18 protein-coding genes are annotated in these 21,093 nt (G+C 40.1%); 8 read left to right on the top strand and 10 right to left on the bottom strand.

Annotation, left to right across the window (positions count from 1 at the left end; all coding sequences use genetic code 11):
- The first annotated feature begins 129 nt into the window (after window positions 1–129).
- The 3 genes from GR929_RS04825 (at window position 130) to GR929_RS04815 (ending at window position 3,902) form a co-directional block, all read left to right on the top strand.
- Window positions 130–579 carry a plastocyanin/azurin family copper-binding protein gene (locus GR929_RS04825; protein ID WP_159517797.1) on the top strand — a complete coding sequence of 150 codons (450 nt, stop codon included), beginning with the start codon at window positions 130–132 and terminating at the stop codon, window positions 577–579.
- 160 nt (window positions 580–739) lie between these two features.
- A complete protein-coding gene (gene ppsA / locus GR929_RS04820; protein ID WP_159517796.1) occupies window positions 740–3,127 on the top strand; it encodes a phosphoenolpyruvate synthase in 2,388 nt (795 codons plus the stop codon).
- A gap of 184 nt (window positions 3,128–3,311) precedes the next feature.
- Window positions 3,312–3,902: a YceI family protein gene (locus GR929_RS04815; RefSeq protein WP_159517795.1), complete on the top strand. Its 591-nt coding sequence runs from the start codon at window positions 3,312–3,314 to the stop codon at window positions 3,900–3,902.
- Between the two features lie 174 nt (window positions 3,903–4,076).
- Here the strand turns inward: GR929_RS04815 and GR929_RS04810 are convergent, their stop codons facing one another.
- The 4 genes from GR929_RS04810 to GR929_RS04795 form a co-directional block, all read right to left on the bottom strand.
- Window positions 4,077–4,673 carry a superoxide dismutase family protein gene (locus GR929_RS04810; RefSeq protein ID WP_201300906.1) on the bottom strand — a complete coding sequence of 199 codons (597 nt, stop codon included), beginning with the start codon at window positions 4,671–4,673 and terminating at the stop codon, window positions 4,077–4,079.
- A 549-nt stretch (window positions 4,674–5,222) separates the two neighbouring features.
- Complete coding sequence (locus GR929_RS04805; protein WP_159517794.1) at window positions 5,223–5,975, bottom strand: YjjG family noncanonical pyrimidine nucleotidase; 753 nt, start codon at window positions 5,973–5,975, stop codon at window positions 5,223–5,225.
- Between the two features lie 21 nt (window positions 5,976–5,996).
- Window positions 5,997–6,668, bottom strand: coding sequence for a 16S rRNA (cytidine(1402)-2'-O)-methyltransferase (gene rsmI / locus GR929_RS04800; protein ID WP_159517793.1), 672 nt, complete (start codon window positions 6,666–6,668; stop codon window positions 5,997–5,999).
- A 1-nt stretch (window position 6,669) separates the two neighbouring features.
- Complete coding sequence (locus GR929_RS04795) at window positions 6,670–7,473, bottom strand: hypothetical protein (protein ID WP_159517792.1); 804 nt, start codon at window positions 7,471–7,473, stop codon at window positions 6,670–6,672.
- 77 nt (window positions 7,474–7,550) lie between these two features.
- On the opposite strand from GR929_RS04795, the gene GR929_RS04790 reads away from it, so the two are divergent.
- Both GR929_RS04790 and GR929_RS04785 read left to right on the top strand, forming a co-directional pair.
- Window positions 7,551–8,129, top strand: coding sequence for a thymidine kinase (locus GR929_RS04790; protein ID WP_159517791.1), 579 nt, complete (start codon window positions 7,551–7,553; stop codon window positions 8,127–8,129).
- A complete protein-coding gene (locus GR929_RS04785) occupies window positions 8,126–10,609 on the top strand; it encodes a bifunctional UDP-N-acetylmuramoyl-tripeptide:D-alanyl-D-alanine ligase/alanine racemase (RefSeq protein ID WP_159517790.1) in 2,484 nt (827 codons plus the stop codon). Before GR929_RS04790 ends, GR929_RS04785 begins: the two co-directional genes overlap by 4 nt.
- Before the next feature lie 57 nt (window positions 10,610–10,666).
- Here the strand turns inward: GR929_RS04785 and GR929_RS04780 are convergent, their stop codons facing one another.
- The 3 genes from GR929_RS04780 to GR929_RS04770 form a co-directional block, all read right to left on the bottom strand.
- A complete protein-coding gene (locus GR929_RS04780) occupies window positions 10,667–11,368 on the bottom strand; it encodes a Crp/Fnr family transcriptional regulator (RefSeq protein ID WP_235934060.1) in 702 nt (233 codons plus the stop codon).
- Between the two features lie 149 nt (window positions 11,369–11,517).
- Window positions 11,518–13,161, bottom strand: a complete 1,644-nt coding sequence (locus tag GR929_RS04775; RefSeq protein WP_159517789.1) for an NAD+ synthase — start codon at window positions 13,159–13,161, stop codon at window positions 11,518–11,520.
- Window positions 13,162–13,220: 59 nt separating this feature from the next.
- Window positions 13,221–13,898, bottom strand: coding sequence for a porin family protein (locus GR929_RS04770; protein ID WP_159517788.1), 678 nt, complete (start codon window positions 13,896–13,898; stop codon window positions 13,221–13,223).
- A gap of 1,031 nt (window positions 13,899–14,929) precedes the next feature.
- On the opposite strand from GR929_RS04770, the gene GR929_RS04765 reads away from it, so the two are divergent.
- Both GR929_RS04765 and gldB read left to right on the top strand, forming a co-directional pair.
- A complete protein-coding gene (locus GR929_RS04765; protein ID WP_159517787.1) occupies window positions 14,930–15,616 on the top strand; it encodes a hypothetical protein in 687 nt (228 codons plus the stop codon).
- A 427-nt stretch (window positions 15,617–16,043) separates the two neighbouring features.
- The gene (gene gldB, locus GR929_RS04760; RefSeq protein ID WP_159517786.1) at window positions 16,044–17,072 is read left to right on the top strand and encodes a gliding motility lipoprotein GldB; all 1,029 of its coding nucleotides are present in this window, start codon (window positions 16,044–16,046) and stop codon (window positions 17,070–17,072) included.
- A gap of 2 nt (window positions 17,073–17,074) precedes the next feature.
- Here gldB and GR929_RS04755 read toward each other — a convergent pair whose 3' ends face one another.
- From GR929_RS04755 to GR929_RS04745, 3 genes are all read right to left on the bottom strand, one after another.
- Window positions 17,075–17,785 carry an SDR family oxidoreductase gene (locus GR929_RS04755; RefSeq protein WP_159517785.1) on the bottom strand — a complete coding sequence of 237 codons (711 nt, stop codon included), beginning with the start codon at window positions 17,783–17,785 and terminating at the stop codon, window positions 17,075–17,077.
- Window positions 17,786–17,996: 211 nt separating this feature from the next.
- Window positions 17,997–18,941 (bottom strand): mechanosensitive ion channel family protein, encoded by a 945-nt coding sequence (locus GR929_RS04750; RefSeq protein WP_159517784.1) that lies wholly within the window; start codon window positions 18,939–18,941, stop codon window positions 17,997–17,999.
- 90 nt (window positions 18,942–19,031) lie between these two features.
- A complete protein-coding gene (locus tag GR929_RS04745) occupies window positions 19,032–19,709 on the bottom strand; it encodes an energy transducer TonB (protein WP_159517783.1) in 678 nt (225 codons plus the stop codon).
- 481 nt (window positions 19,710–20,190) lie between these two features.
- Between GR929_RS04745 and GR929_RS04740 the strand changes: the two genes are divergently transcribed.
- Window positions 20,191–21,084 (top strand): ABC transporter ATP-binding protein, encoded by an 894-nt coding sequence (locus GR929_RS04740; RefSeq protein ID WP_159517782.1) that lies wholly within the window; start codon window positions 20,191–20,193, stop codon window positions 21,082–21,084.
- Window positions 21,085–21,093 lie beyond the last annotated feature (9 nt).

The raw sequence follows: 21,093 nt of genomic DNA, 5'->3' as shown, positions 1-21,093 counted from the left end.
ACTTGTTGGATATAAAACCAGAGAATGAATTCCAGATTCGAGCCTACAGAAACGCTATCCGAATCATTGGAGGACTTTATTAATTCCCGAAAGGCTTTTCAGGAATTAAAAATTTAAGGAAATCACATTATGAAAGCTAAAAGTATAATTTTACAGTTATTAGTGTTAATCCTCATTGTACCGGCTGCCTACAGTCAGCCTCGCGAAATATACATCGAAGGGCACGACCAGTTGAGGTACACAGTTGAAACAATTAAGGCAAAACCGGGCGAAACCCTGAAAATAACGTTGAAAACGGTTAGTGCAATGGACAAAAGTCAGATGTCGCACAACTGGGTGTTGCTAAAACAAGGGACTGACCCAATGAACTTTGTTACCAAAGGATTACAACACCCCAAATCAGAATACATTGATCCGGCGCTGACCGACAAGATTATTGCAAAAACCGATATGCTTGGTGATGGAGAAACGGATTCTGTAACTTTTAAAGTACCCGACAAAAAGGGCGAATACCAGTACGTTTGCACTTTCAGAGCACATTTTCAGGCCGGAATGAAAGGCAAACTGATTGTGGAATAATTTGAGGTGCAGAGGCAAGTAAAGGAAAAACTCACGAAAAAAGAAAATCTATTCCATCGAAACAAAAGCCCGAGAATAAACCTCACGTATACCACTGAACGAAAGCAGGAAACACAGTGAAGACGACATCTGTGTTTATAAAAAATTGAAATAATTGATTATGGAACTCATCTATAAATTTGAAGATCTTGATAACTCGAATGTTAAAGAAGTTGGCGGAAAAAATGCTTCGTTGGGCGAAATGTTTCAGCAGCTAAGTTCGAAGGGTATTAATGTCCCCGACGGATTTGCTACGTCAGCTGAAGCCTACTGGAGATTCATCCGTGAAAATGAGTTGGAAGATCAGCTTAAAGAGACACTTTCTTCGTTAAATGATGATGATTCCACCGAGCTGAAAAAAGCGGGCAAAAAGTGCCGCAAATTATTAATGAAAGCCACCATTCCCGAAGACATTGAAAAAGCTATTTTCGATGGTTACAATGAACTGAAAAAGCGTGAAGAATCACTGGAAAGTGTTGCTGTACGGAGCAGTGCTACTGCCGAAGATTTACCCGATGCAAGTTTTGCGGGGCAGCACGAAACGTACCTCAACATTAAAAATGAAGATGAATTGCTGGAAGCCTGGAAAAAATGTGTGGCTTCGTTGTTTACCAACCGCGCCATAAAATATCGCGAAGAGAATGATTTTGAACACATGAATGTGGCACTTTCAGTAGGCGTGCAAAAAATGGTACGTTCCGATAAAGCTTCGGCAGGTGTCGCTTTTACCATTGATCCAGACAGTGGCTTTGAAAATGTGATTCTGGTAAACGGAACATGGGGACTCGGAGAAAATGTGGTGCAGGGGACTGTACGCACTGATGAATTTTATCTTTTTAAAGAAGCGTTGAAAAATGACAAAGACCCCATTCTCTCCAAAAAAGTAGGCTCGAAAAAGAAAATGATGGTTTACAAGAAAAAGAAGAAAAACGACGAAACCATCAAAAATAAAAAGACTCCGTCTAAAAAGAGAAAGAAATATGTATTGAAGGATGAGGAGTTGGTTCAGCTCGGGAAGTGGTGTCTCGAAATTGAGAAACATTACAACAAAGCCATGGATATCGAATGGGCAAAAGACGGAAATTCCGATGAATTATTTATCGTACAAGCTCGTCCCGAAACAGTACATTCTTCCAAAGAAAAACCAAGCAAGCTGCAGAAATTCAGTCTGAAAGATGGAGGCAACAAACCGATGCTTACCGGCGTGGGTATTGGTGATAAAATTGCTGCCGGCAAAGCAAAAATTCTCGATTCGCCCGACGAGGCCGACAAACTGGAGGAAGGAGATGTTTTGGTAACCGAGATTACCAACCCGGACTGGGATCCGGTGATGAAAAAAGCCTCAGCCATTATTACCAACAGCGGAGGCAGAACCAGTCATGCGGCAATTGTAGCCCGCGAGTTAGGCGCAGTAGCTGTTGTTGGCGCAAAAGATGCCACCGATCAAATAAAAGACGGGCAGGAAATTACCGTTTCGTGCGCCAGTGGAAGCGAGGGGCGCATTTTTGAGGGAATCCTTGACTGGAACGAAGATGAAATTGATCTGGATAAAATTGGAAAACCTGATACTGAAGTAATGCTTATTCTTGCGAATCCTGCTACCGCTTTCAACAATGCCACGCTTCCGGTTGACGGTGTAGGATTGATGCGACTGGAGTTTGTCATTAACAGTTCCATCAAAGCGCACCCAATGGCACTTATAAATTACGATAACCTGAAAAGCAAGAAAGCAAAAAAGAAAATTAAAAAGCTCACCAAAGGATACGACGATAAAAAAGAATATTTTATCGATAAATTATCGAAAGCAGTGGCTACCATTGCCGCCGCTTTTTATCCGAAAGATGTAATTGTGCGGATGAGTGATTTTAAATCGAATGAATATGCCGAATTAATTGGCGGTAAGGAATTCGAACCGGAAGAAGAAAATCCGATGGTTGGTTTTCGGGGTGCCTCCCGCTATTATCACGATAAATACAAAGAAGGATTTGCATTGGAATGCCAGGCAATGCGGAGAGTGCGGGATGACATGGGACTCACAAATGTGAAACTGATGATTCCGTTCTGCCGTACTGTAGAAGAAGGGAAAAAGGCAAAGCGGGTGATGGCCGAAAACGGATTGAAACGCCGTAAAAACGGCCTTGATATATATGTGATGACCGAAACACCAAGTAACGTAGTTCTCGGTGAAGATTTTGCGGAAATATTCGATGGGTTTTCTATCGGATCCAACGACCTTACACAATTGACACTGGGACTTGACCGCGACTCAGAAATGGTGAGCGACTTGTTTTCCGAAAAGGACAATGCCGTGAAAACATTGATTAAATGGGCTATTGACAAAGCGCACTCCAAAGAACGCAAAATAGGTTTGTGCGGACAAGCGCCTAGCGACTTCCCCGAAATGGCACAATACCTGGTCGAATGCGGAATCGACAGTGTTTCGTTTAATCCCGATGCTGTAGCCAAAGGAATTGAAAATATTGTGGAAGCCGAGAAAAAGAAAAAATAAATACATTATGCCTGCTGAATTATCGATTATTGAAATTTTCAGAACAGAAGCTGAAATTTCGTGCACGTGGGCATATAAACCGGCTTTTCCCCATTTGTTCGTTCGAATGAAAGATCAGGCTGGGGAACCAACAAACAGGAATGAATTAGTTTGAAATTATTTAAAAATCAATAAATTATAAGTTATGAAAACACTAGCGTACATTTTTTTATTTGTATTCAATTTGCATGCAATCAACCTCGTGGCACAAGAAACAAAATGGGTAGCCGACAAAGCCCACACAAAAGTTAAATTTTCCGCAACTCACATGGCAATTTCTGAGGTAGATGGTAAGTTTACCGATTACGATGTGGAAGTTTCTGCTGACGGTAAAGATTTTGGCGGAGCCAACGTCAAGGTGACTATTGATGCGAAAAGTATTGATACCGACAATTCTAAAAGAGACGAGCACCTGCGCTCTGATGATTTTTTAAGTGTGACAGAATATCCTGAAATAACATTTACGGGAGAACTGGAAGAAACCGCCACAAAAGGAGAATATAACCTTGAAGGTGTATTAACCATCCGCGGCGTTTCCAAAAAAGAAGTGCTTCATGTTAAACACAATGGAACGGTAGAAGCGATGGGGGCTGTACGCGCCGGATTTAAAATAACCGGAACCATTGACCGTTTTGACTACAATGTAGACTGGAATAAAACATTTACTAGTGGACTGGTAGTGGGTAAGAAAATTGACATTGTTTGTGATATTGAACTAAATAAAGCAAAAGAATAACAAGATAGGAAGTCAATCAGTTAGTAAACAAAAGGAAGAGCCGTAGCAAGGGAAAATTCCCTGTCAACGGCTCTTTTTGTTTTACAATTATTTTTATGTCTCCGATGAAACTCCCATTTATAATCATTCTCGTATATGTAAAAATACTTCTCTTGGTCGTTTCATCTAAAAATATTACTCGGCAATGCCTATTACACCGCAGGCAACTCTAGCTCCGGCTGCTCCGGTAGGCTGCGACGTTAAATCGTCTTCACCGGCATGGACGATAATTCCGCGGCCAATGATGGAGTGCTTGCCACTAAAGCTTATCATTGAATCTGTCATTTCAAAATGAATCGTACCATCTTCATCAGCTTCAACATTCCCAAAATCGCCTACATGACGCTCGTCATCAGAAGCTGAACCATGTTTTGTATTTTCAGGATTAAAATGTCCTCCAGAGGAAGTTCCATCAGATGCCGAACAATCTCCGTATTGGTGAATGTGGAAACCATGCTTCCCTGGTGTAAAGCCTTCGCCATGAAAAACTATTTTTATATCTGAACCGCTTCTGGTAAATGTTACAATACCGTGTACATCGTTTCCTTCAGTAGGATGCAGAACACAAACTGCTTTGTTTACCGACACGTCAGATTCCACAACGCTCTTTTCGGCATTCATGGACGATTCATTCTCGTGATTTTGCTTTTGTGCATTGGTGCACGACTGAGTTGCAAATAATATTCCTGCTGCAATCAGCAAATTAAGCACTAACAACTTTCTATGTTTCATAATTTGTATTTTATAGTTAATTGTAAATTTTACAACTGTGTTTTGACATAAAAACATATATTAAATCCCTAATTTAACCCGGGAGTATATTTTATCAATTAGAGCAAAAAAAATGCGTTATTCAATTTCCTGAAACACCCAAATCTGCCTCAACCGTTAAATAAGTCACCCGTTTTTGAGCAGCAAAAATGATTTATCACAACTACAAGGAAAGACCATTTTCCGAAAAAGCGTATGTGTAATTAATCAACGATGTGAGTTCTTCGCTCATCTCTATCTTTCCTTTACCCATTTATATTCCACCTTTTTTTAACATTCGTCGACCTATATTGTTTAACTGTGTATTGTTAAATAACATTGAAAGTGCTGCATTCGAATATACCGAAATCTAAAAGCTACTATGTTCTTGAATATCTCTACGACAAGATTATTCAAAAGGGAATTGCCCTCCTCGTTAGATGTGACTCTTTGCCGAAAAAAACCTCAACCCAAATCGCTTTTTTCAAACAGTGGTTACGGACGCCTGTCCAAATCTCTGATTATTTATAATTAGAATAGTTTTGTTAGGTTTTCGACTTTCTTAACACAGTAGGTCTTCAGATGGGCGCGGTCAGCCGATATGGTAAATAAATCATCACCCACCCCCATGTCAACCAGAGGTACATCAGAAATATTCATATTTTCAGAAACATACACCTGACTAATGCCAGCCCCTTTGGCTCCAAGTATGTCTGTCTCCCAAGAGTCACCGATCATGATGCTCGTCTTCTTTTTTGAATTACAACACTTTAGGGCATGCAGAAAGATGCGCTTGTCAGGTTTAGGAATTTGAACAGCTTCTGAAGTAAAGACTCGATCAAAGAAAACATCAAGTCCGCTTGTTGAAATTTTACGATGTTGGACTTCGGTAAACCCGTTTGTAATAATGTGCATTTGGTAGCGTCGCTCTTTCAGATAATGGAGTGTTTCAACCACTCCCGGAAATAGCTTTGTTTGCAATGGCATCAGCTCGAGGTACTGCTCATTCATTTCGACCGGGTCAATCCCTTCAACATTAAAATGAGATAAGGTATCTTCGAAGCGTTTTTTGATCAGATCTGGTTTCCGAATTTCCTTATTTCTGTAGGCTTCCCATAGTTGGTGATTGACTCCTTGATAATAGCTGAAAAAGGCTTCAAAGTCTTTAATCTGATCATTTAGAGCAAGTTCATCAAACGTTTGTTTTAAGGCTAGCTTCGAGTTTGCGTCAAAATCCCAAAGCGTGTGATCCAGATCAAAAAAAAGCTGCTCGTATTTCTTCATGGTTGTTGCAGTCTGCCAATTCTACTTTTTCCCTTCAACAACAATAACAATTTCGCCTTTTACTGTTTTGGCTTTAAAATAATTAGCCAGTTCGGCAACGGTACCCCGCTTCGTTTCTTCGAAAAGCTTAGTCAACTCTCTGGAGACAGAGGCCATTCTGTCGGCTCCAAAAAACTCGGCAAATTGCTCCAGACTTTTGACCAGCCGGTAGGGCGATTCGTAAAAAACCATGGTGCGCTCCTCGTCGGCTAACTGTTTCAGCTTTTTTTGCCGTCCCTTTTTAGGTGGTAAAAAGCCTTCAAAACAAAACCGATCGTTCGGTAGTCCGGAATTTACCAGAGCAGGAATAAGTGCCGTAGCTCCGGGCAAGCATTCAACTTCCACGTCGTTTTCGATGCAAGCTTTTACCAGTAGATAGCCGGGATCGCTAATTGCCGGCGTTCCGGCATCCGAAATTAAAGCCAGGTTTTCGCCCGATGCCATTCGTTGCGCCAGGCTTTCAACCGTTTTATGCTCGTTGAACTTGTGGTGCGAAAAGACTTTTTTCTGAATCTCAAAATGATGCAGCAATTTGGAAGATGTCCGTGTATCTTCGGCCAATATCAAATCAACTTCTTTTAACACTTTAATGGCACGAAGCGTGATGTCATCCAAATTTCCAATTGGCGTTGGTACAATGTATAGTTTCCCCATGTTAATTTGTAAAGCGGCGTTTTACCAGTTGTGCAAACTGAATGCTGGTATCTGTTTTTTTCCATTTGAAGTTTGAATTCAAATAAGACACCGCGTCATCAAGATTGTTGGATTGATCAATACTCCGAATGGTGCGATGAAAAAGAGCAGGATCGTTGTCGAAAAGCTCGCGAGTGTACTGAAAGCGGTCGTTCAACCCAATCGCTGTCTCCAGCTTTTCGATGGGAGAACTTGCCAGTCTTTTATCGAGTGAGTTCGAAGCTAAAATCAAATCGTTCAGCGATTTTCCTTTGACAAAATTTTCCCCTAACGTTTTGAGCTTAGCTGAATCTTCTTCGATGTTTTCTTCTTTTTCTACTTTTTCGTTCGAACAACTCCCTGTAGTTGGTTCGGGCGTCTGTTCCTGACTAGTTTTTTCGATAGGAGCCGCCGGAGTTTCTGCTATTTTCTTTTCAGGAGCTTGCTTCGGCTCTGGTTTAATATTGGTGTTATTTGGCGTATTCTCAGGTTTTATCTCATTTACCTCCGGCTTGCTCAATTCGTCTTTTACTTTTTCTTCAATTTTTTCTGATGGAAGAATAGGCGTTGTGATCGTTGTTTCCGCTCTCTCCGGCACCGGCGTGTTATTCGGTGTTTCGCTAATTTCCTTTAGGAATTCAAACTCCTGCGAAACCAATTTCGATTTACTTAATGCAATATTTAATTCAAACTTCGAAATATCCTGAGATTGATGCAATGAAGCAGTTATCTCATTCAATTCTTCCAAATCTTTTAAAATAAGTTGTATCAATTTGTGTTTTTCCATAATCATTCCAAAACTAGATTACCCGACATTTTCGTTACTTTTGTAAAAGTAGTAAAATCCAAAATTAATAAAGGTAAATGTTTCTTGAAAGGGATGTCAGTCATCATAAAAACGGTGGAACAATCGAAGTTATTGCCGGATCAATGTTTTCGGGCAAAACAGAAGAATTAATCCGGCGTTTAAAAAGGGCACAATTTGCTAAGCAAAAAGTGGAAATTTTTAAACCGGTGGTTGATACGCGTTATTCGATCGCGGAAGTGGTGTCCCATGACGAAAACTCCATTCCCAGTTCTCCGGTTGAAAACTCAGCAAATATCCTTTTATTAGCCGGCAATGTTGATGTTGTGGCCATTGATGAAGCCCAGTTTTTTGACAAAGGGCTTGTTGAAGTTTGTCAGAAGTTGGCCGACATGGGCATTCGTGTGATCGTTGCCGGACTGGATATGGACTTTACAGGAAAGCCTTTTGGGCCAATGCCGGATTTGATGGCTATTGCCAATTACGTTTCTAAAGTGCATGCTATTTGTGTTTATTGCGGAAGTGTTGCCCAGTTTTCGCATCGGTTGGTGTCGAACAACAAGCAAGTGATGCTTGGAGAGAAGGAAGAATATGAACCACTTTGCAGGGTTTGCTACAATAAGGCGAAGAACACATGATAAACTATTCCATTAACAAGCTAGCTGATATTATTGGTGGTAGCCTGCAGACTGCCGTAAACGGTGATGCAAAACCGATCTCCAATATTTCCATTGATAGCCGGACCATCGTAGACCCGGATTCCTGTTTGTTTTTTGCGTTAAAGGGAGAGCGCCACGATGGACATCGATACATTGAAGGGTTGTACAAAAAAGGGGTTCGCAACTTTGTGGTGTCGCAATTGCCAACTCAGCCGAATCAGTCTGAGCATGCAAATCTTATAGTCGTAAAAAATACGCTGACGGCATTGCAGCAACTGGCAGCACACGTGCGCAATGAATTTGACTTCCCGGTTTTGGCAATCACCGGAAGTAATGGAAAGACAATTGTAAAAGAGTGGCTGTTTGATTTATTGCAAAGTCAGTTTCGAATTGTTCGTAGTCCTAAAAGCTACAATTCACAAGTTGGGGTTCCGCTTTCGCTTTGGAACATGAACCGCGATGCCGATCTGGGAATTATTGAAGCTGGAATTTCCAAGCCTGCGGAAATGATAAAATTAGCTGACCTTATTCATCCTGAATTTGGAATAATTACAACTATTGGAGACGCCCATCAGGAAAATTTTAAAACGCTGGAAGAAAAGCTTACTGAAAAGTTAAAGCTTTTCGAAGGTGCCGAATTGTTAGTTTATCGAAAAGACTCAGCATTAATTGATCAAGTTATAAACAACAAATTCAAAAACGAGCACACAAAACTCTTTTCTTGGTCTACCGGCGAATTAAAAGCCGATTTGCTTATTCGAATTGAAAAGAGTTTGCAGAAGTCTACTCTTTATTTTTCCTGGCTTGAAAAATCGTACGAAACCGAAATTCCTTTTACCGATGATGCGTCGTTGGAGAATGTTTGCCACTGTTTAGCTTTCATAGCGGCTAAAGGCTGGCTGAAGGAGCGTCTACTGAGTCAGCTTTCAAGCCTGCAGCCGGTTGCCATGCGTTTAGAGTTGAAGCAAGGAATTAATGATTGCCTGCTTGTTAACGATTACTATAATTCCGATATCAATTCTCTGGAAATAGCTTTACAGTTTCTGAATCAACAAACCAGCTCCAGCAGGCAGCAAAAAACAGTGATTCTCTCAGACATCAGGCAGTCGGGCTTTCCGGCCCGCCAATTGTACGCTGAGGTAAGCCGCTTGTTAAAATTGAACAAAGTGAATCGACTAATTGGGATTGGCCAAAACATAGCGGAACACGGAACTGTTTTTGAAATGACGACCGAATTTTATCCTTCAACATTAGATTTTGTTCAGAATTGGAAATCGCACAATTTTAAAGATGAAGCCATATTAATAAAAGGTGCCCGGGAGTTCCGCTTTGAAGAAATCGCCTTGCTACTTCAAAAGAAATATCACCAAACACAGTTGGAAGTCAATTTAAATAGCTTAGTTGAAAACCTGAACATTTTCAAAGAAAAAGTAAAACCACAGACCAAAATAATGGCCATGGTGAAAGCATTTTCGTACGGAAGCGGCACCGTGGAAATTGCGAGAGCGCTGGAGTTTCAGAAGATTGACTATTTAGCTGTTGCCGTAGCTGATGAAGGCATTGAATTACGACAAGCAGGAATCGAAACGCCAATCGTTGTGATGAATCCGGAGGGGCATAGTTTTGAGGCGATGATTGAATATCGACTGGAACCAAACGTTTATTCCGCGGAGCTGTTTCGGCAGTTTAATGCCGTGGCAAAAAGTTCTGCCGTTTCGTATTATCCGATCCACATCAAAATTGAAACCGGGATGAATCGGTTGGGATTTTCAGAGGTCAATGAGTTGAAACACATTTCCCAACAAATCAATCACGAAGAAGTATTGCGCATTCAATCGGTATTTACACATTTAGCCGGTTCCGACGAGGCTCAGCACGACGAATACACCCGTAAGCAATATCAACAGTTTATCGAGATCTCAGATATCGTGGTGAGCTTTCAGAAAAATAAGGTCATTCGACATATCTTAAATTCAGCCGGAATTGAACGTTTTCCCGAATTTCAACTCGACATGGTTCGTTTAGGGATCGGACTTTATGGTGTTGCGGCAACCAGCAATACGCCTGTGCGCCCAATTGCCCGATGGACCAGCGTCATCTCGCAAATTAAAACGGTTAATGTGGGCGACACAATCGGTTATGGACGAAAGGGAAAGGCAGATAAAGCAATGACAATCGCCATCGTGCCCGTTGGGTATGCCGATGGCTTTTTACGACATTTCAGCAATGGCGTGGGAAAGATGTGGATTAACGGAACGAAAGCACCAGTTATTGGCAATGTGTGCATGGACATGACCATGATTGATGTTAGCGAAGCAAATGCGCAAGTTGGTGATTCAGTGGAACTAATGGGAGAGCATATTCACTTAACCGATTTGGCAGAATGGGCAGAAACAATTCCCTATGAGATACTGACCGGGATTTCGCAGCGAGTCAAGCGAGTGTATTCTCAGGAATAAAAAAAAGGAAATAAAACCCAAAATTTCATTTCCCCTTGTGCTGTTCAGCTATATTTTTTATCCTAATTTACTGATTCGCTCTAATTTTTGCTCGTCTAAGATTCGGATTTTACGTCCGTCAATGGCGATTACCTTTTCGCCGGCAAAAGTTGAAAGTGTCCGAATAGCGTTGGATGTTGTCATGTTTGAAAGATTTGCAATATCCTCACGCGACAGGAATACTTTTAATGTTGCACCATCATGCTCAAAGCCATATTTATCTTTTAGCAGTAACAGCGATTCGGCCAACCGACCTCTAATGTGTTTTTGAGTTAGTGTAACCGTTCTGGAGTTGGAAAATCCTAATTCACGAGCAAGTTTGCGTAGCAGTTTTGCGGTAACACTTGTATTTTTCAACATCGAATTGAAGAAAAAATCACTATCAACATGACAGGCTAGCGAATCTTCCAAGGCAACCGCTGAAGCGATATGAATTTCTTCGGCAAGTAATGCCCGATAACCAATAAAACCATACGGTTTCGTCATTCTGATAATTTGTTCGCGCCCACCAACACCTTCTTTAAAAATTTTGATTTTCCCTTCAATCAAAAAAGAAAAACCGGTTGGTTTATCTCCCTCTTTGTAAATAAATTCATTCTTCTTAAAATTGGTCAGGGTTATGTGTTTGAGTAGTCGTTCTTTCTCATCGGGAGTGAGACAACTGAAAACCGATTTTGGGTTTTCAAGCATTTCTTTAATCCCCATTTCGTGGCTTAGCATACATTCCAACTTTATATGTTATAGAGCATCAAAGTTAACCAATTTTAACAAATAAAAAACGTTTTGACATCCTTTTTTAGTCAAAAAGTGCTGGCTCACAAATAAATCTGTGAAAGAGTATTATTTCGGCGCAACCCTTCTTTTTTGAACTAATGGTACCTTGCAACAAGGGGCATCTTTCGCCCAAATCCAAAAGCTTTTGAGCTAACCCTTATAATCGGGGGGGACTGAAAACGTTTGTATTCATTTTGATTAACCATTCGCGTAACTTTTAGAACCATTTCTTTATCAAAACCTTGTTCAATAATTTCTTTGGGAGATAAATTCAGCTCAATGTAATTGAACAAAACCCGATCTAAAATGTCGTAGTCAGGAAGTGAATCGGTGTCTTTTTGATCTGGTCTTAGTTCTGCCGAAGGAGGTTTTTGAATGCTGTTGTACGGTATCACTTCTCCATTCCGGTTAATGTAATTCGACAGTTTATAAGCATCGTTTTTATAAACATCACCAAGTACTGCCAAACCACCATTCATATCGCCATAAAGAGTTCCGTAGCCCACAGCACATTCACTCTTATTCGTTGTATTCAGCAAGATGTTTCCAAACTTGTTCGATAAAGCCATGACAAGTATTCCACGGGTTCTCGCCTGAATATTTTCTTCAGCAACGCCAGGAGGCAAATCTCCAAACACCGGACTTAATTGATTTTCAAATTCGTCAACCATATTTTGGATGGCGATGGTGTCGTACTGAATGCCCAGATTTTCGGCAAGATGCAGAGCATCGGCCACACTATGGTCAGAGGAATATTTCGACGGCATTAAAACGCCACGTACATTTTCTTTCCCCAAGGCCTCTACAGCCAGAGCACAAACCAAGGCTGAGTCAATTCCACCGGAAAGACCCAGAATTGCTTTTTTAAAGCCCATTTTCTGAAAATAGTCTCGAATCCCAAGAATTAAGGCTTGATGAATTTTAGCAATATAGTCTTTTTCTTGTTGGTGTTTGGGTGAAGGGTTCTCGGTGTCAACCACATGGAAATCTTCTTCGAAATATGCCAGCTCCACCGGAATTGTTCCGTCTTCCTTCAAGTAGATCGAACCACCATCAAAGACGACTTCAGTGTTCGCGCCAACCTGATTTAAGTAGATAATTGGAAGTTGGTATTTGATGGCTTTCTTCACCAAGATATCTTTTCTCCAGTTCTCCTGATTGTATGAAAATGGAGATGCTGAGAGGTTAATTACAAGATCAGGATTCAGCTTGCTCAATTCCTCCAGAGGCGAGCGGGTATACAACTTGTCCTTTCCAAATTCATTCTGGGTTGGCTGTTCATCCCATAAATCTTCACAAATAGTAATCGCCAGCCGTTTGCCGTTTAGCTCTACAATATCGAACTGGCGGTTGGGCTCAAAATGGCGATACTCATCAAAAATATCGTATGTTGGGAGCAACGATTTATGTCGGGTTGCAACGATTTTTCCATCTTTCAGCAAAAATGCTGAATTGAAAAGTTTCTTTCCTCGTTCACTTTGGTTAATACTTGGACCTCCAACCAATGCCGCAACCTTAGTGCATTCTTTGGCTATTTTTGCAATGGCTTGTTCCGCTTTTTCGATAAACTCTTTCCGCTCAAGTAAGTCGTGCGGATAATAGCCCGTTACAGCCAGTTCTGAAAAGATAACCAGCTCCGCTTCCTGCTTCTCCGCTTTCCGTATGGCCTCAATAATTTTATTGGAATTATCTTCGAAATTAGCAATATGATAGTTCAGCTGTGCTAATGCAATTTTCATGGTCAATCCGTTTTAGGACAGCAAAAATAATTGAAAAAGAACAAAAAACGATTGGATTCTTAGAAAACAAGGCCAAGTTTAAATACAAGTGAATTCAAGGTTGTTTTATCGTCAAATTGGTCATTTGAAGTGACATCAATAAAACCGTTCTTATAAATGATTCCCAGCGTGATCGCGTTGTTGCTTCCAAGGTCGAAATGAGAACCGATTCCCATATTGAGGGCCAGATTGAACAAATTAACTTCTTCATTGATGTTGTTTTTTCTCAAGGTTTCATCATCGCTCTCGCCCTTTGCCTGAATATTGACTAAACCAGAAAAACCGAATTGTCCCCAATACGACCAGCGACGAAACTGGCTTGTACGAAGCTTTACGGCCAACGGAATTTCAACATATTTTAGTTTATACCGAAAAGAAGTTCCGGACTGAAATGTTTGTCCGGCAAACTGCACATCGCCGGAACTATTATAATAACGAATATTTCCTCCGGTATTATTGATTAAAATTCCGGTTGCAAAGGCATATTTTGATTCCTCATCGAAGAAAAAGTCCGCATTAACACCATAGTCAATCCCCAAAGCGGCACTGCCGGCTTCAGTCCCCTGAATATCGGCCGAAAACCAATTGACCGATGGACTGGCTGAAAATGAAAGACGTGTTGACCGCTGTGAAAAAGCGATTTGACTGATGATTAAGAAACCGGCTATTAAGCAAATTATTTTTCCTGGCTTTTTCATAAATTTCTGTTTACTGACTATTGAAACGCACAATGTAAGCGATTTTGTATTCGCAAATCTCGAATAATCTTTTTTAAATGGCAATTATCAGGTTCTCATTATTGATAATAACATCTCACAAACCGAATAACCTGATGACGTGATTCTTCTTTTCTTACCTACTAACATATTGGCCATACTTTTATAAGCACTTAAAAATCAGATGTTTTGAAATATATTTATTTTTCATTAGTGTCCGGTTAAAATTTCAAATGATAGGTTAAAGCCCGCGTCATATCTGGCATTCACGAAGTCATCGCACCAGAGCGTCCGGGCTTTAGCCCATAACTCCATTTTATGGAATATGAACTGTTTTGTTTTCATCCGTTTCTCACATCAGCCGGGTTTTTATTTTTCCCGGGCAACAGTGATTTCGAAACATAATACACCCCCTCCCATCTACTTAACCATAGCTTATCGATATTCAATACAACGACATTGAATTCCTCTTTCTTGCATTCTTTTTTTTTGCCGAAAACAGTGGTTCCGGGTTTTATTTTTCTTGTTTTCTGTGTGGAGAAGGAAAAAAATTTCCCAGAACGTTGTTTTCTGTGTGGAGAAGAAACCGGAAAATATTTTTTGCTCTCGCAGGGAGAAAACAACAAAAAAGAAAATTAATTTCCTTGTCTGCCGCACGTTTCAACAAAAAGAAAATATTTTTTTGCGTTTTTCTGTGTGGAGAAGCTCCCGGATTTTCCAGAATTTGCTCCACAACCGGTGACAAAATTCTCAGGCGCTCCGAAACAACCACCAGCCCGGCCTGACAAGCCGCTTCTTACTATTTTTTTACCCCACAGCCTGACTTCAAACGCACCAGTGTTTGGTTTACTGTTCTGTAAAATGTTCAATATATGATAATCAGACAAACTATTTTTTGTACTTTGTGAAGCGTTGATAAACAGAAAACTAAAATTGATAAAATAAAACGAATAGCGGCGGGTATGTACAAGTACATGTACACAATCGTTATACACAATTTTGAAAAAAGAACCATGAGAAAACTAATCAACTTTATTACCGGAATAATAACAGGAATTTTCCCGCTAATTATTGCAGGAATTCTTGGAGTATTAATTTACAATGAACTTCAAAATTTAATTGGGATTTTTATATGTGTAATCCTTGGACTACTAGCAATTTGGGGTGGAATCCAAATTTTCAAAATAATTCAGCGTAAAGGAATTGTTGATTTCATGTCAGTTGTTATTGCTTCTCCTGATTTGGACAACCTTGAGCCAACCAAAGACAGTAAAACCCAAAAAAGAACTGCAAAAGAATTGGCTGAGCTAAATCATAAAAATCAAAATATTTTTAAAGGAGGTACACTTAAAATTTTTGGAGACTGGTATGGAGAACCGTATCAAAACTCACTTAAAATATTGAGTATAGACTATAACGAAGAAAAAAAACAAATGGAAATACAATTCTCTCAGAATACGAGAATTATAATTGATGAACCGGATCACATTTTAGAATCTCCATCTGTTTTGAAGATTTTATCTGCCAAAAGAATAAAACTTGAATTTCAGCATGAAAAGAAAGGGTCAACGAAACAAGGCTCCTATTTTAAAAACTATGCTGTGGAAAGAAATAGAATTCGGACAGAAACCAACATTGATTGGATAAAACAAAAAATTGATGCTACTATTGGACAAGATGCATTAATAATTTTTAATTAAAAAACGCATGTTAACACAGTACATATTGCAGGGCGGGGTTCGGTGGTACGCCAACTGCGGATTCTCGCATCGCAGTTCCGTGTCCTTCGGACAGGAACGCTCTCCGAAATCCACACCGACAACTTGCAAGTGATCGTTAACGCCAAGCTTGAAGTCCATACTAATTAACTGAGACTGCAAATAACGAAAGACCAAAAAGATAATGTAATAAAACTGATAAGGCCCCGATAGAGTTAATGAATGCTATTGGTGAAACCCGGGATCATATCAAAGCGGAATTATGGAGAGTCGTTGATTCGGTCTGGAAACAATAGCATTCAATTGTAAAATATAACTAGCGGCCATAAAATATTTATTCAATGAATAAGTTATAAATTTAGCCCCGATTTAAAAGATCGGGGTTAATTGTGTATTATAATTCGGTATTATGCTCAGAAAAAGAGAATTTTGTTTTAGGAATTGTTGGCTGATTGTATTCTTGATAGCGTTTGTCTTTGTTTCATGCAATCGAAATCCGCTGAAAATTGATGTGTCAGATGTAAAAGTAAATCTGACTTACAAAAATTACGAGGATGATTTATTTGAGGCGAAAGGAAGTTTAGAAGAGGAAATACCAATGCTGCAAGAAGAATATGGCCGCTTTTTTGAGCTTTTCAACTTGCATATGATTGGTGTTGGAATGCCGGATGATGATGATGAGTTTTACGCGCAACTTGAGTCTTTTTTGAATGATACGATGATTGTGAACTTAAAAGGGCAAGTTGATCAACGGATCAATAAAAATGAACTGGAACAAGAATTTATAGAAGCCTTCAAGCATTATCGTTACTATTTCCCGAACAAAGTTGTTCCCGACATTTATACGTGTGTGAGTGGCTTGAACCAATCGATTGTTTTAGCTGATTCCTTAATTGGCGTGAGCCTGGATAAATACCTCGGAGCCAATTTTGATTATTACCCGCGCTTAGGAATTCCTGCATATAAAATACGGAATATGCACCAGCAAAAGATCGTTTCGGATGCCATGTATTTTTGGGCAATGACGGAATATCCGATGAGTTTAAAAGCCAGCAAGGTAATTGAAAGTATGATTTACCAAGGCTCCATGTATTATTTTGTCGAAGCCATGCAGCCTGAATTAACTGACAGCCTGAATATTGGGTTTACCGAAAACCAGTTGGAATTTTGCCAGAATAGCGAAGCCAATATGTGGAACTACATGGCGGAAAACAACCTGCTTTTTTCAACCAACCGGATGGATATTAAACGATACGTGGACGATGGCCCATACGTTTCTGTTTTTTCTACCGAATCTCCGGGCCGGGTTGGAGCTTGGTTGGGCTGGCAGATTGTACGTTCGTATATGAAAAATAATCCGGAGGTTACGCTAAAGCAACTGATGGAAAACCAAGATTACCTCAGCATTTTAAATCAATCCGGTTATCAGCCCGACTAGTGTTACGAAATACTTCCTTTGGCTTCGATGATGATTTCCTTGACTCTTGTATTGGGAGCGAGTTTCAGCAAATACTCAATCGTTAAGAAAATATCTTCAGGTTGAATCATTTCTTCGTTAGTTAATGGAGTACCAGCCAGCGTGGCCATTTCGGTTGCCACATAACCTGGGCAAATGGCTGTTACCGAAATACCATATTCAGCCAACTCCCGATAAAGAGATTCACTTAAACCAACCAATCCAAATTTAGAAGCCGAATAAGCTCCGCTATTGGCAAAACCAATTTTCCCTGCTCGCGACGCAATATTAAAAATGGCACCTGATTTCTGTTCCTTCATCAGAGGAACGAAAGCTTGCAGTAGATTAAAGTTCGCAGTCAGGTTTAATTCCAACTGCTGCCGAAATTCGCTAACATCCATTTCCAGATTTCCGCCAACAAACATGCCGGCATTATTTATCAATACATCAATGCTGACATAATGCTTTTTGATTTTTTGAATGCAGTCTTCCAGCTCGTTTTCTTTCGTCAAGTCAACAGCGAATAAACTGGATTTTCCACCATTTGTATGAATTTCCTCTGCTACTTCTTCCAGTTGTTGTTGGCTACGGGAAATCAAGAGGCAATGGTAGCCCATTCCTGCAAGCCCAATGGCGCAAGCTTTCCCGATTCCTCGACTGGCACCAGTAATAATAGCTATTTTTGCGGTATTCATAATCGTCGTTTTTCTGTGTCTTCCCCGAAGTTAACAAAAACGATGGAAGGTTTCAATCATCTTTAATTAGAAAACCGCTACCGTAGATATTCTTGATTTGAACTCCTTTCGATTTCATCAAAAAAAGCTACCTTGAGAATGTAAAAAAAGCCGACCATATTTTGGTCAGCTTCTTTCACTTACTGCTAAATAGCTTGAGTCGACATCTTTTTTACTCTGCTGATTTTGCTTTCGCATCAGCTTCTGCTTTTTCTATTGTCAACTTGAGAGGATCAATTTCTTCGCCCCAGTAAATTGTACGGTGTGGGAATGGGATTTCAATTCGGTGTTCATCGAACGCTTCTTTTAGTCGTTTCCGGTATTCGCGACCTACATTCCATTGCTGAATGGGTTTGGTTTTAATCCGGCCTTTTATCACCAAGGCACTGTCGCCAAAGCTATCCAGTCCAAAAATCTCCATCGGTTCCAAAATCATCGATTTGAAATTTGAATCAGCACGCAAGTCTTCCGAAACATCCTTCATAATTTTCATCACCTTGTTGAGGTCTTCTTTGTAAGCGACACCAATATCAAACACCATAGCCGACCAACCTTTGGTCATATTGGAAACCGAATTGATTTTACCGTTTTGAAAGATGTGAACCACCCCTGACAAATCGCGCAGCGTGATGGTACGAAGCTCAATTTTTTCAACAAGTCCTCCGGTTCCATTAATGATTGCGACATCCCCTGTCCTAATCTGATTTTCGAGCAGAATAAAGAATCCGGTGATGAAATCGCGCACCAGCTCCTGCGCACCAAAACCAATTGCCAATCCAATAATTCCGGCACCTGCCAAAATTGGGGCAATGTCAATATTTATTTTCTTCAGAAAGATCATAACGAAAATGACCCAAATCAGTATCGAGACCCCCTTCCTGACGATCCCCATTAAGGTATTGAGCCTCTTCTCTACTTCAAGATTAGGTTCGTCAGTCTGATTGACCATCCGTTTTATCAACAACTTCTTGGTTTTATTGATCATAAACGATGCCGCACGCAAGGCGATTAATAATAAAATAACCAAAATGATTATCGCAGGCAATTGCGAAACGATCCAGTTAACTAAGTTTTCGGACAGCACGATCCAAAAATCATTGGTGAAAATTTTCTCCATGGGCTTCAATTTTTGTGGGTGATCTATTTTCTGAAAGATACACATAAAAAAGGTTGCCCTTTTTAGAACAACCTTTCTGTTTCTATTTTTTTATCGGATTAATGTAGGTAAAAACGGATCTTTCTTAAAATCAAACGTTACCGGAACAACAGCCCATGAGTCGACAATTTCGCCATCGGCAATTGCAGGCTCCCACTCTACATCAACTTCTTCTACTGCTTCAATGGCTGCTTGTTCAAGCTTATCAACTCGTTGCTTAAAAGGCGAATCAATCGCATGATCTGCTGTTACAAAACTAACTTCACCATCTCTTCCTACAATAAATTTCACATAAACGGTACCTTCTACACCGTAATCTTCAGCATTGTCAGGATATTGTAAGTTCTTTTGAATTCGTTCTCTGAATTCGTCATACCCAACTTTAGGTTCAGCTTCTCGCTCAGGAGCATAATAAATCCCCACGCGATTGCAGTAATTTCTCATGTCATCTTTGGCACTTCGAACGCTGTAAATTAATGCTGAAACCTCTTTTTTATCTGCCGGATTATTAATTCCTGTAACCATAACTTTGTCTAAATGACCATCGTGGTATACATACTCATATGCAAAATCCGGATAATCAGCGACAATTTCGTAAACCCCAACTAAATCGGTCTCAATCTCATCTTGCATCGTTTCCAGCTTATCGTATTTCATATCCTTTTCCTGAGCCGTGACTGTAAAAGCCCCTGCTATTAAAAGTGATAAAATTGCCGTGTAAATCTTCATTGTTTTGTTTTTCGTAAACATATTCTTTTCCTTTCTTTCTAATTCAACTTTTAACAATTTGCATGCTTATTTTTTCGTCGGCAAGCTGACATGAAAATAAGCATGTCATTTATTATAGTCTTGAATATCATGCCATAGTCTGATCCTAATGAAAACAATCGCGGGGAATCCCCTTGTTGTGAAGGATTAGAAAAGGTTTTCCTCTCGACCACTGGAACAAGGTTGCATGTAGAAAAATATTGAAATTTGTGGAATTAGTTTCACAAAAGCACTTCCGAAAAAAGCGATTTGTAGATACTTAACCGCCAGTTAATCGATGATCCACTCATCTTCATCTAATAAATGAGGGAATTCAATTTTCTTTACTGAAATTCGATTTTGTCTTTTTAGCGGGAAGTTGTAACCTTTTTTATGTCGAATTTAAAAGGAATTAAACGTTTCCCCAAAAAGATAGTCTACGAACTATACTAAAAAAAGAACTGTGAAAATTTCGATTGACCAACTAAGCAAAATTTATCCAAATGGTAATCGTGCGCTCAACAATATTCAGCTTGAAATTGAGAATGGTATGTTTGGTTTACTGGGACCAAACGGAGCCGGAAAATCCAGTTTGATGCGCATTTTGGTTACTCTAATGAAACCCAGTGAAGGGAAAGTAACCATCAATGAATACGACTTGGTTAAAAATCGAAAAGAAATTCGCAAAATGCTGGGGTATCTACCACAGGATTTTCGATTTTTCTCGCAACTAAAAACGTACGAATTCCTGGATTACGCCGCTCGCTTAGCCGGAATAAAAAAAAGCAAGCTTCGGGCTAATGCGGTGGATAAAATGCTGGAGGAAGTTGGTCTTTTTGAAGCACGGGATCGCCAAGCTAATCGGCTTTCGGGAGGAATGAAACGGCGATTAGGCATTGCGCAGGCATTGATTAATAATCCGCAAATCATTGTTGTTGATGAGCCTACCACCGGCCTGGATCCGGAAGAACGAATCCGGTTTAGAAATTTACTTTCGAGTATTTCAACTAACGATGTCATCATCATCCTTTCGACTCATATTGTTGGCGATATTTCAAGTACTTGTAAAAACATGGCTTTGTTGAATCAAGGAGAACTGGCCTACAGCGGTTCGCCCGACGATTTGGTTGCACAGGCCGAAGGGAAAGTCTGGTTGATAAAAGCAACGGAGTCGGAATATCAGGAAATCAATGAAAAATATCCGGTGATATCGAATGTTCCCACCAGCGAAGGATGGGAGATTCAGGTGGTTGCCAACGAAATAAATGGCTACAACGGACACAACATTGAACCCAATTTGGAGCATGCCTATGTGTATTTTATGGAAAGCCGCCTGAACCAATGGACTGCCGTTTAATCGCTAATG

This window comes from Sunxiuqinia indica (genome assembly GCF_009847015.1).
Classification (GTDB): domain Bacteria; phylum Bacteroidota; class Bacteroidia; order Bacteroidales; family Prolixibacteraceae; genus Sunxiuqinia; species Sunxiuqinia indica.
This window is presented reverse-complemented; position numbering and strand designations above follow the sequence as displayed.

Coding starts and splice junctions, on each gene's coding strand:
- GR929_RS04825 (WP_159517797.1), top strand. CDS start 130: ATGAAAGCTAAAAGTATAATTTTACAGTTATTAGTGTTAATCCTCATT.
- ppsA (WP_159517796.1), top strand. CDS start 740: ATGGAACTCATCTATAAATTTGAAGATCTTGATAACTCGAATGTTAAA.
- GR929_RS04815 (WP_159517795.1), top strand. CDS start 3,312: ATGAAAACACTAGCGTACATTTTTTTATTTGTATTCAATTTGCATGCA.
- GR929_RS04810 (WP_201300906.1), bottom strand. CDS start 4,673: ATGAAACATAGAAAGTTGTTAGTGCTTAATTTGCTGATTGCAGCAGGA.
- GR929_RS04805 (WP_159517794.1), bottom strand. CDS start 5,975: ATGAAGAAATACGAGCAGCTTTTTTTTGATCTGGATCACACGCTTTGG.
- rsmI (WP_159517793.1), bottom strand. CDS start 6,668: ATGGGGAAACTATACATTGTACCAACGCCAATTGGAAATTTGGATGAC.
- GR929_RS04795 (WP_159517792.1), bottom strand. CDS start 7,473: ATGGAAAAACACAAATTGATACAACTTATTTTAAAAGATTTGGAAGAA.
- GR929_RS04790 (WP_159517791.1), top strand. CDS start 7,551: ATGTTTCTTGAAAGGGATGTCAGTCATCATAAAAACGGTGGAACAATC.
- GR929_RS04785 (WP_159517790.1), top strand. CDS start 8,126: ATGATAAACTATTCCATTAACAAGCTAGCTGATATTATTGGTGGTAGC.
- GR929_RS04780 (WP_235934060.1), bottom strand. CDS start 11,368: ATGCTAAGCCACGAAATGGGGATTAAAGAAATGCTTGAAAACCCAAAA.
- GR929_RS04775 (WP_159517789.1), bottom strand. CDS start 13,161: ATGAAAATTGCATTAGCACAGCTGAACTATCATATTGCTAATTTCGAA.
- GR929_RS04770 (WP_159517788.1), bottom strand. CDS start 13,898: ATGAAAAAGCCAGGAAAAATAATTTGCTTAATAGCCGGTTTCTTAATC.
- GR929_RS04765 (WP_159517787.1), top strand. CDS start 14,930: ATGAGAAAACTAATCAACTTTATTACCGGAATAATAACAGGAATTTTC.
- gldB (WP_159517786.1), top strand. CDS start 16,044: ATGCTCAGAAAAAGAGAATTTTGTTTTAGGAATTGTTGGCTGATTGTA.
- GR929_RS04755 (WP_159517785.1), bottom strand. CDS start 17,785: ATGAATACCGCAAAAATAGCTATTATTACTGGTGCCAGTCGAGGAATC.
- GR929_RS04750 (WP_159517784.1), bottom strand. CDS start 18,941: ATGGAGAAAATTTTCACCAATGATTTTTGGATCGTGCTGTCCGAAAAC.
- GR929_RS04745 (WP_159517783.1), bottom strand. CDS start 19,709: ATGAAGATTTACACGGCAATTTTATCACTTTTAATAGCAGGGGCTTTT.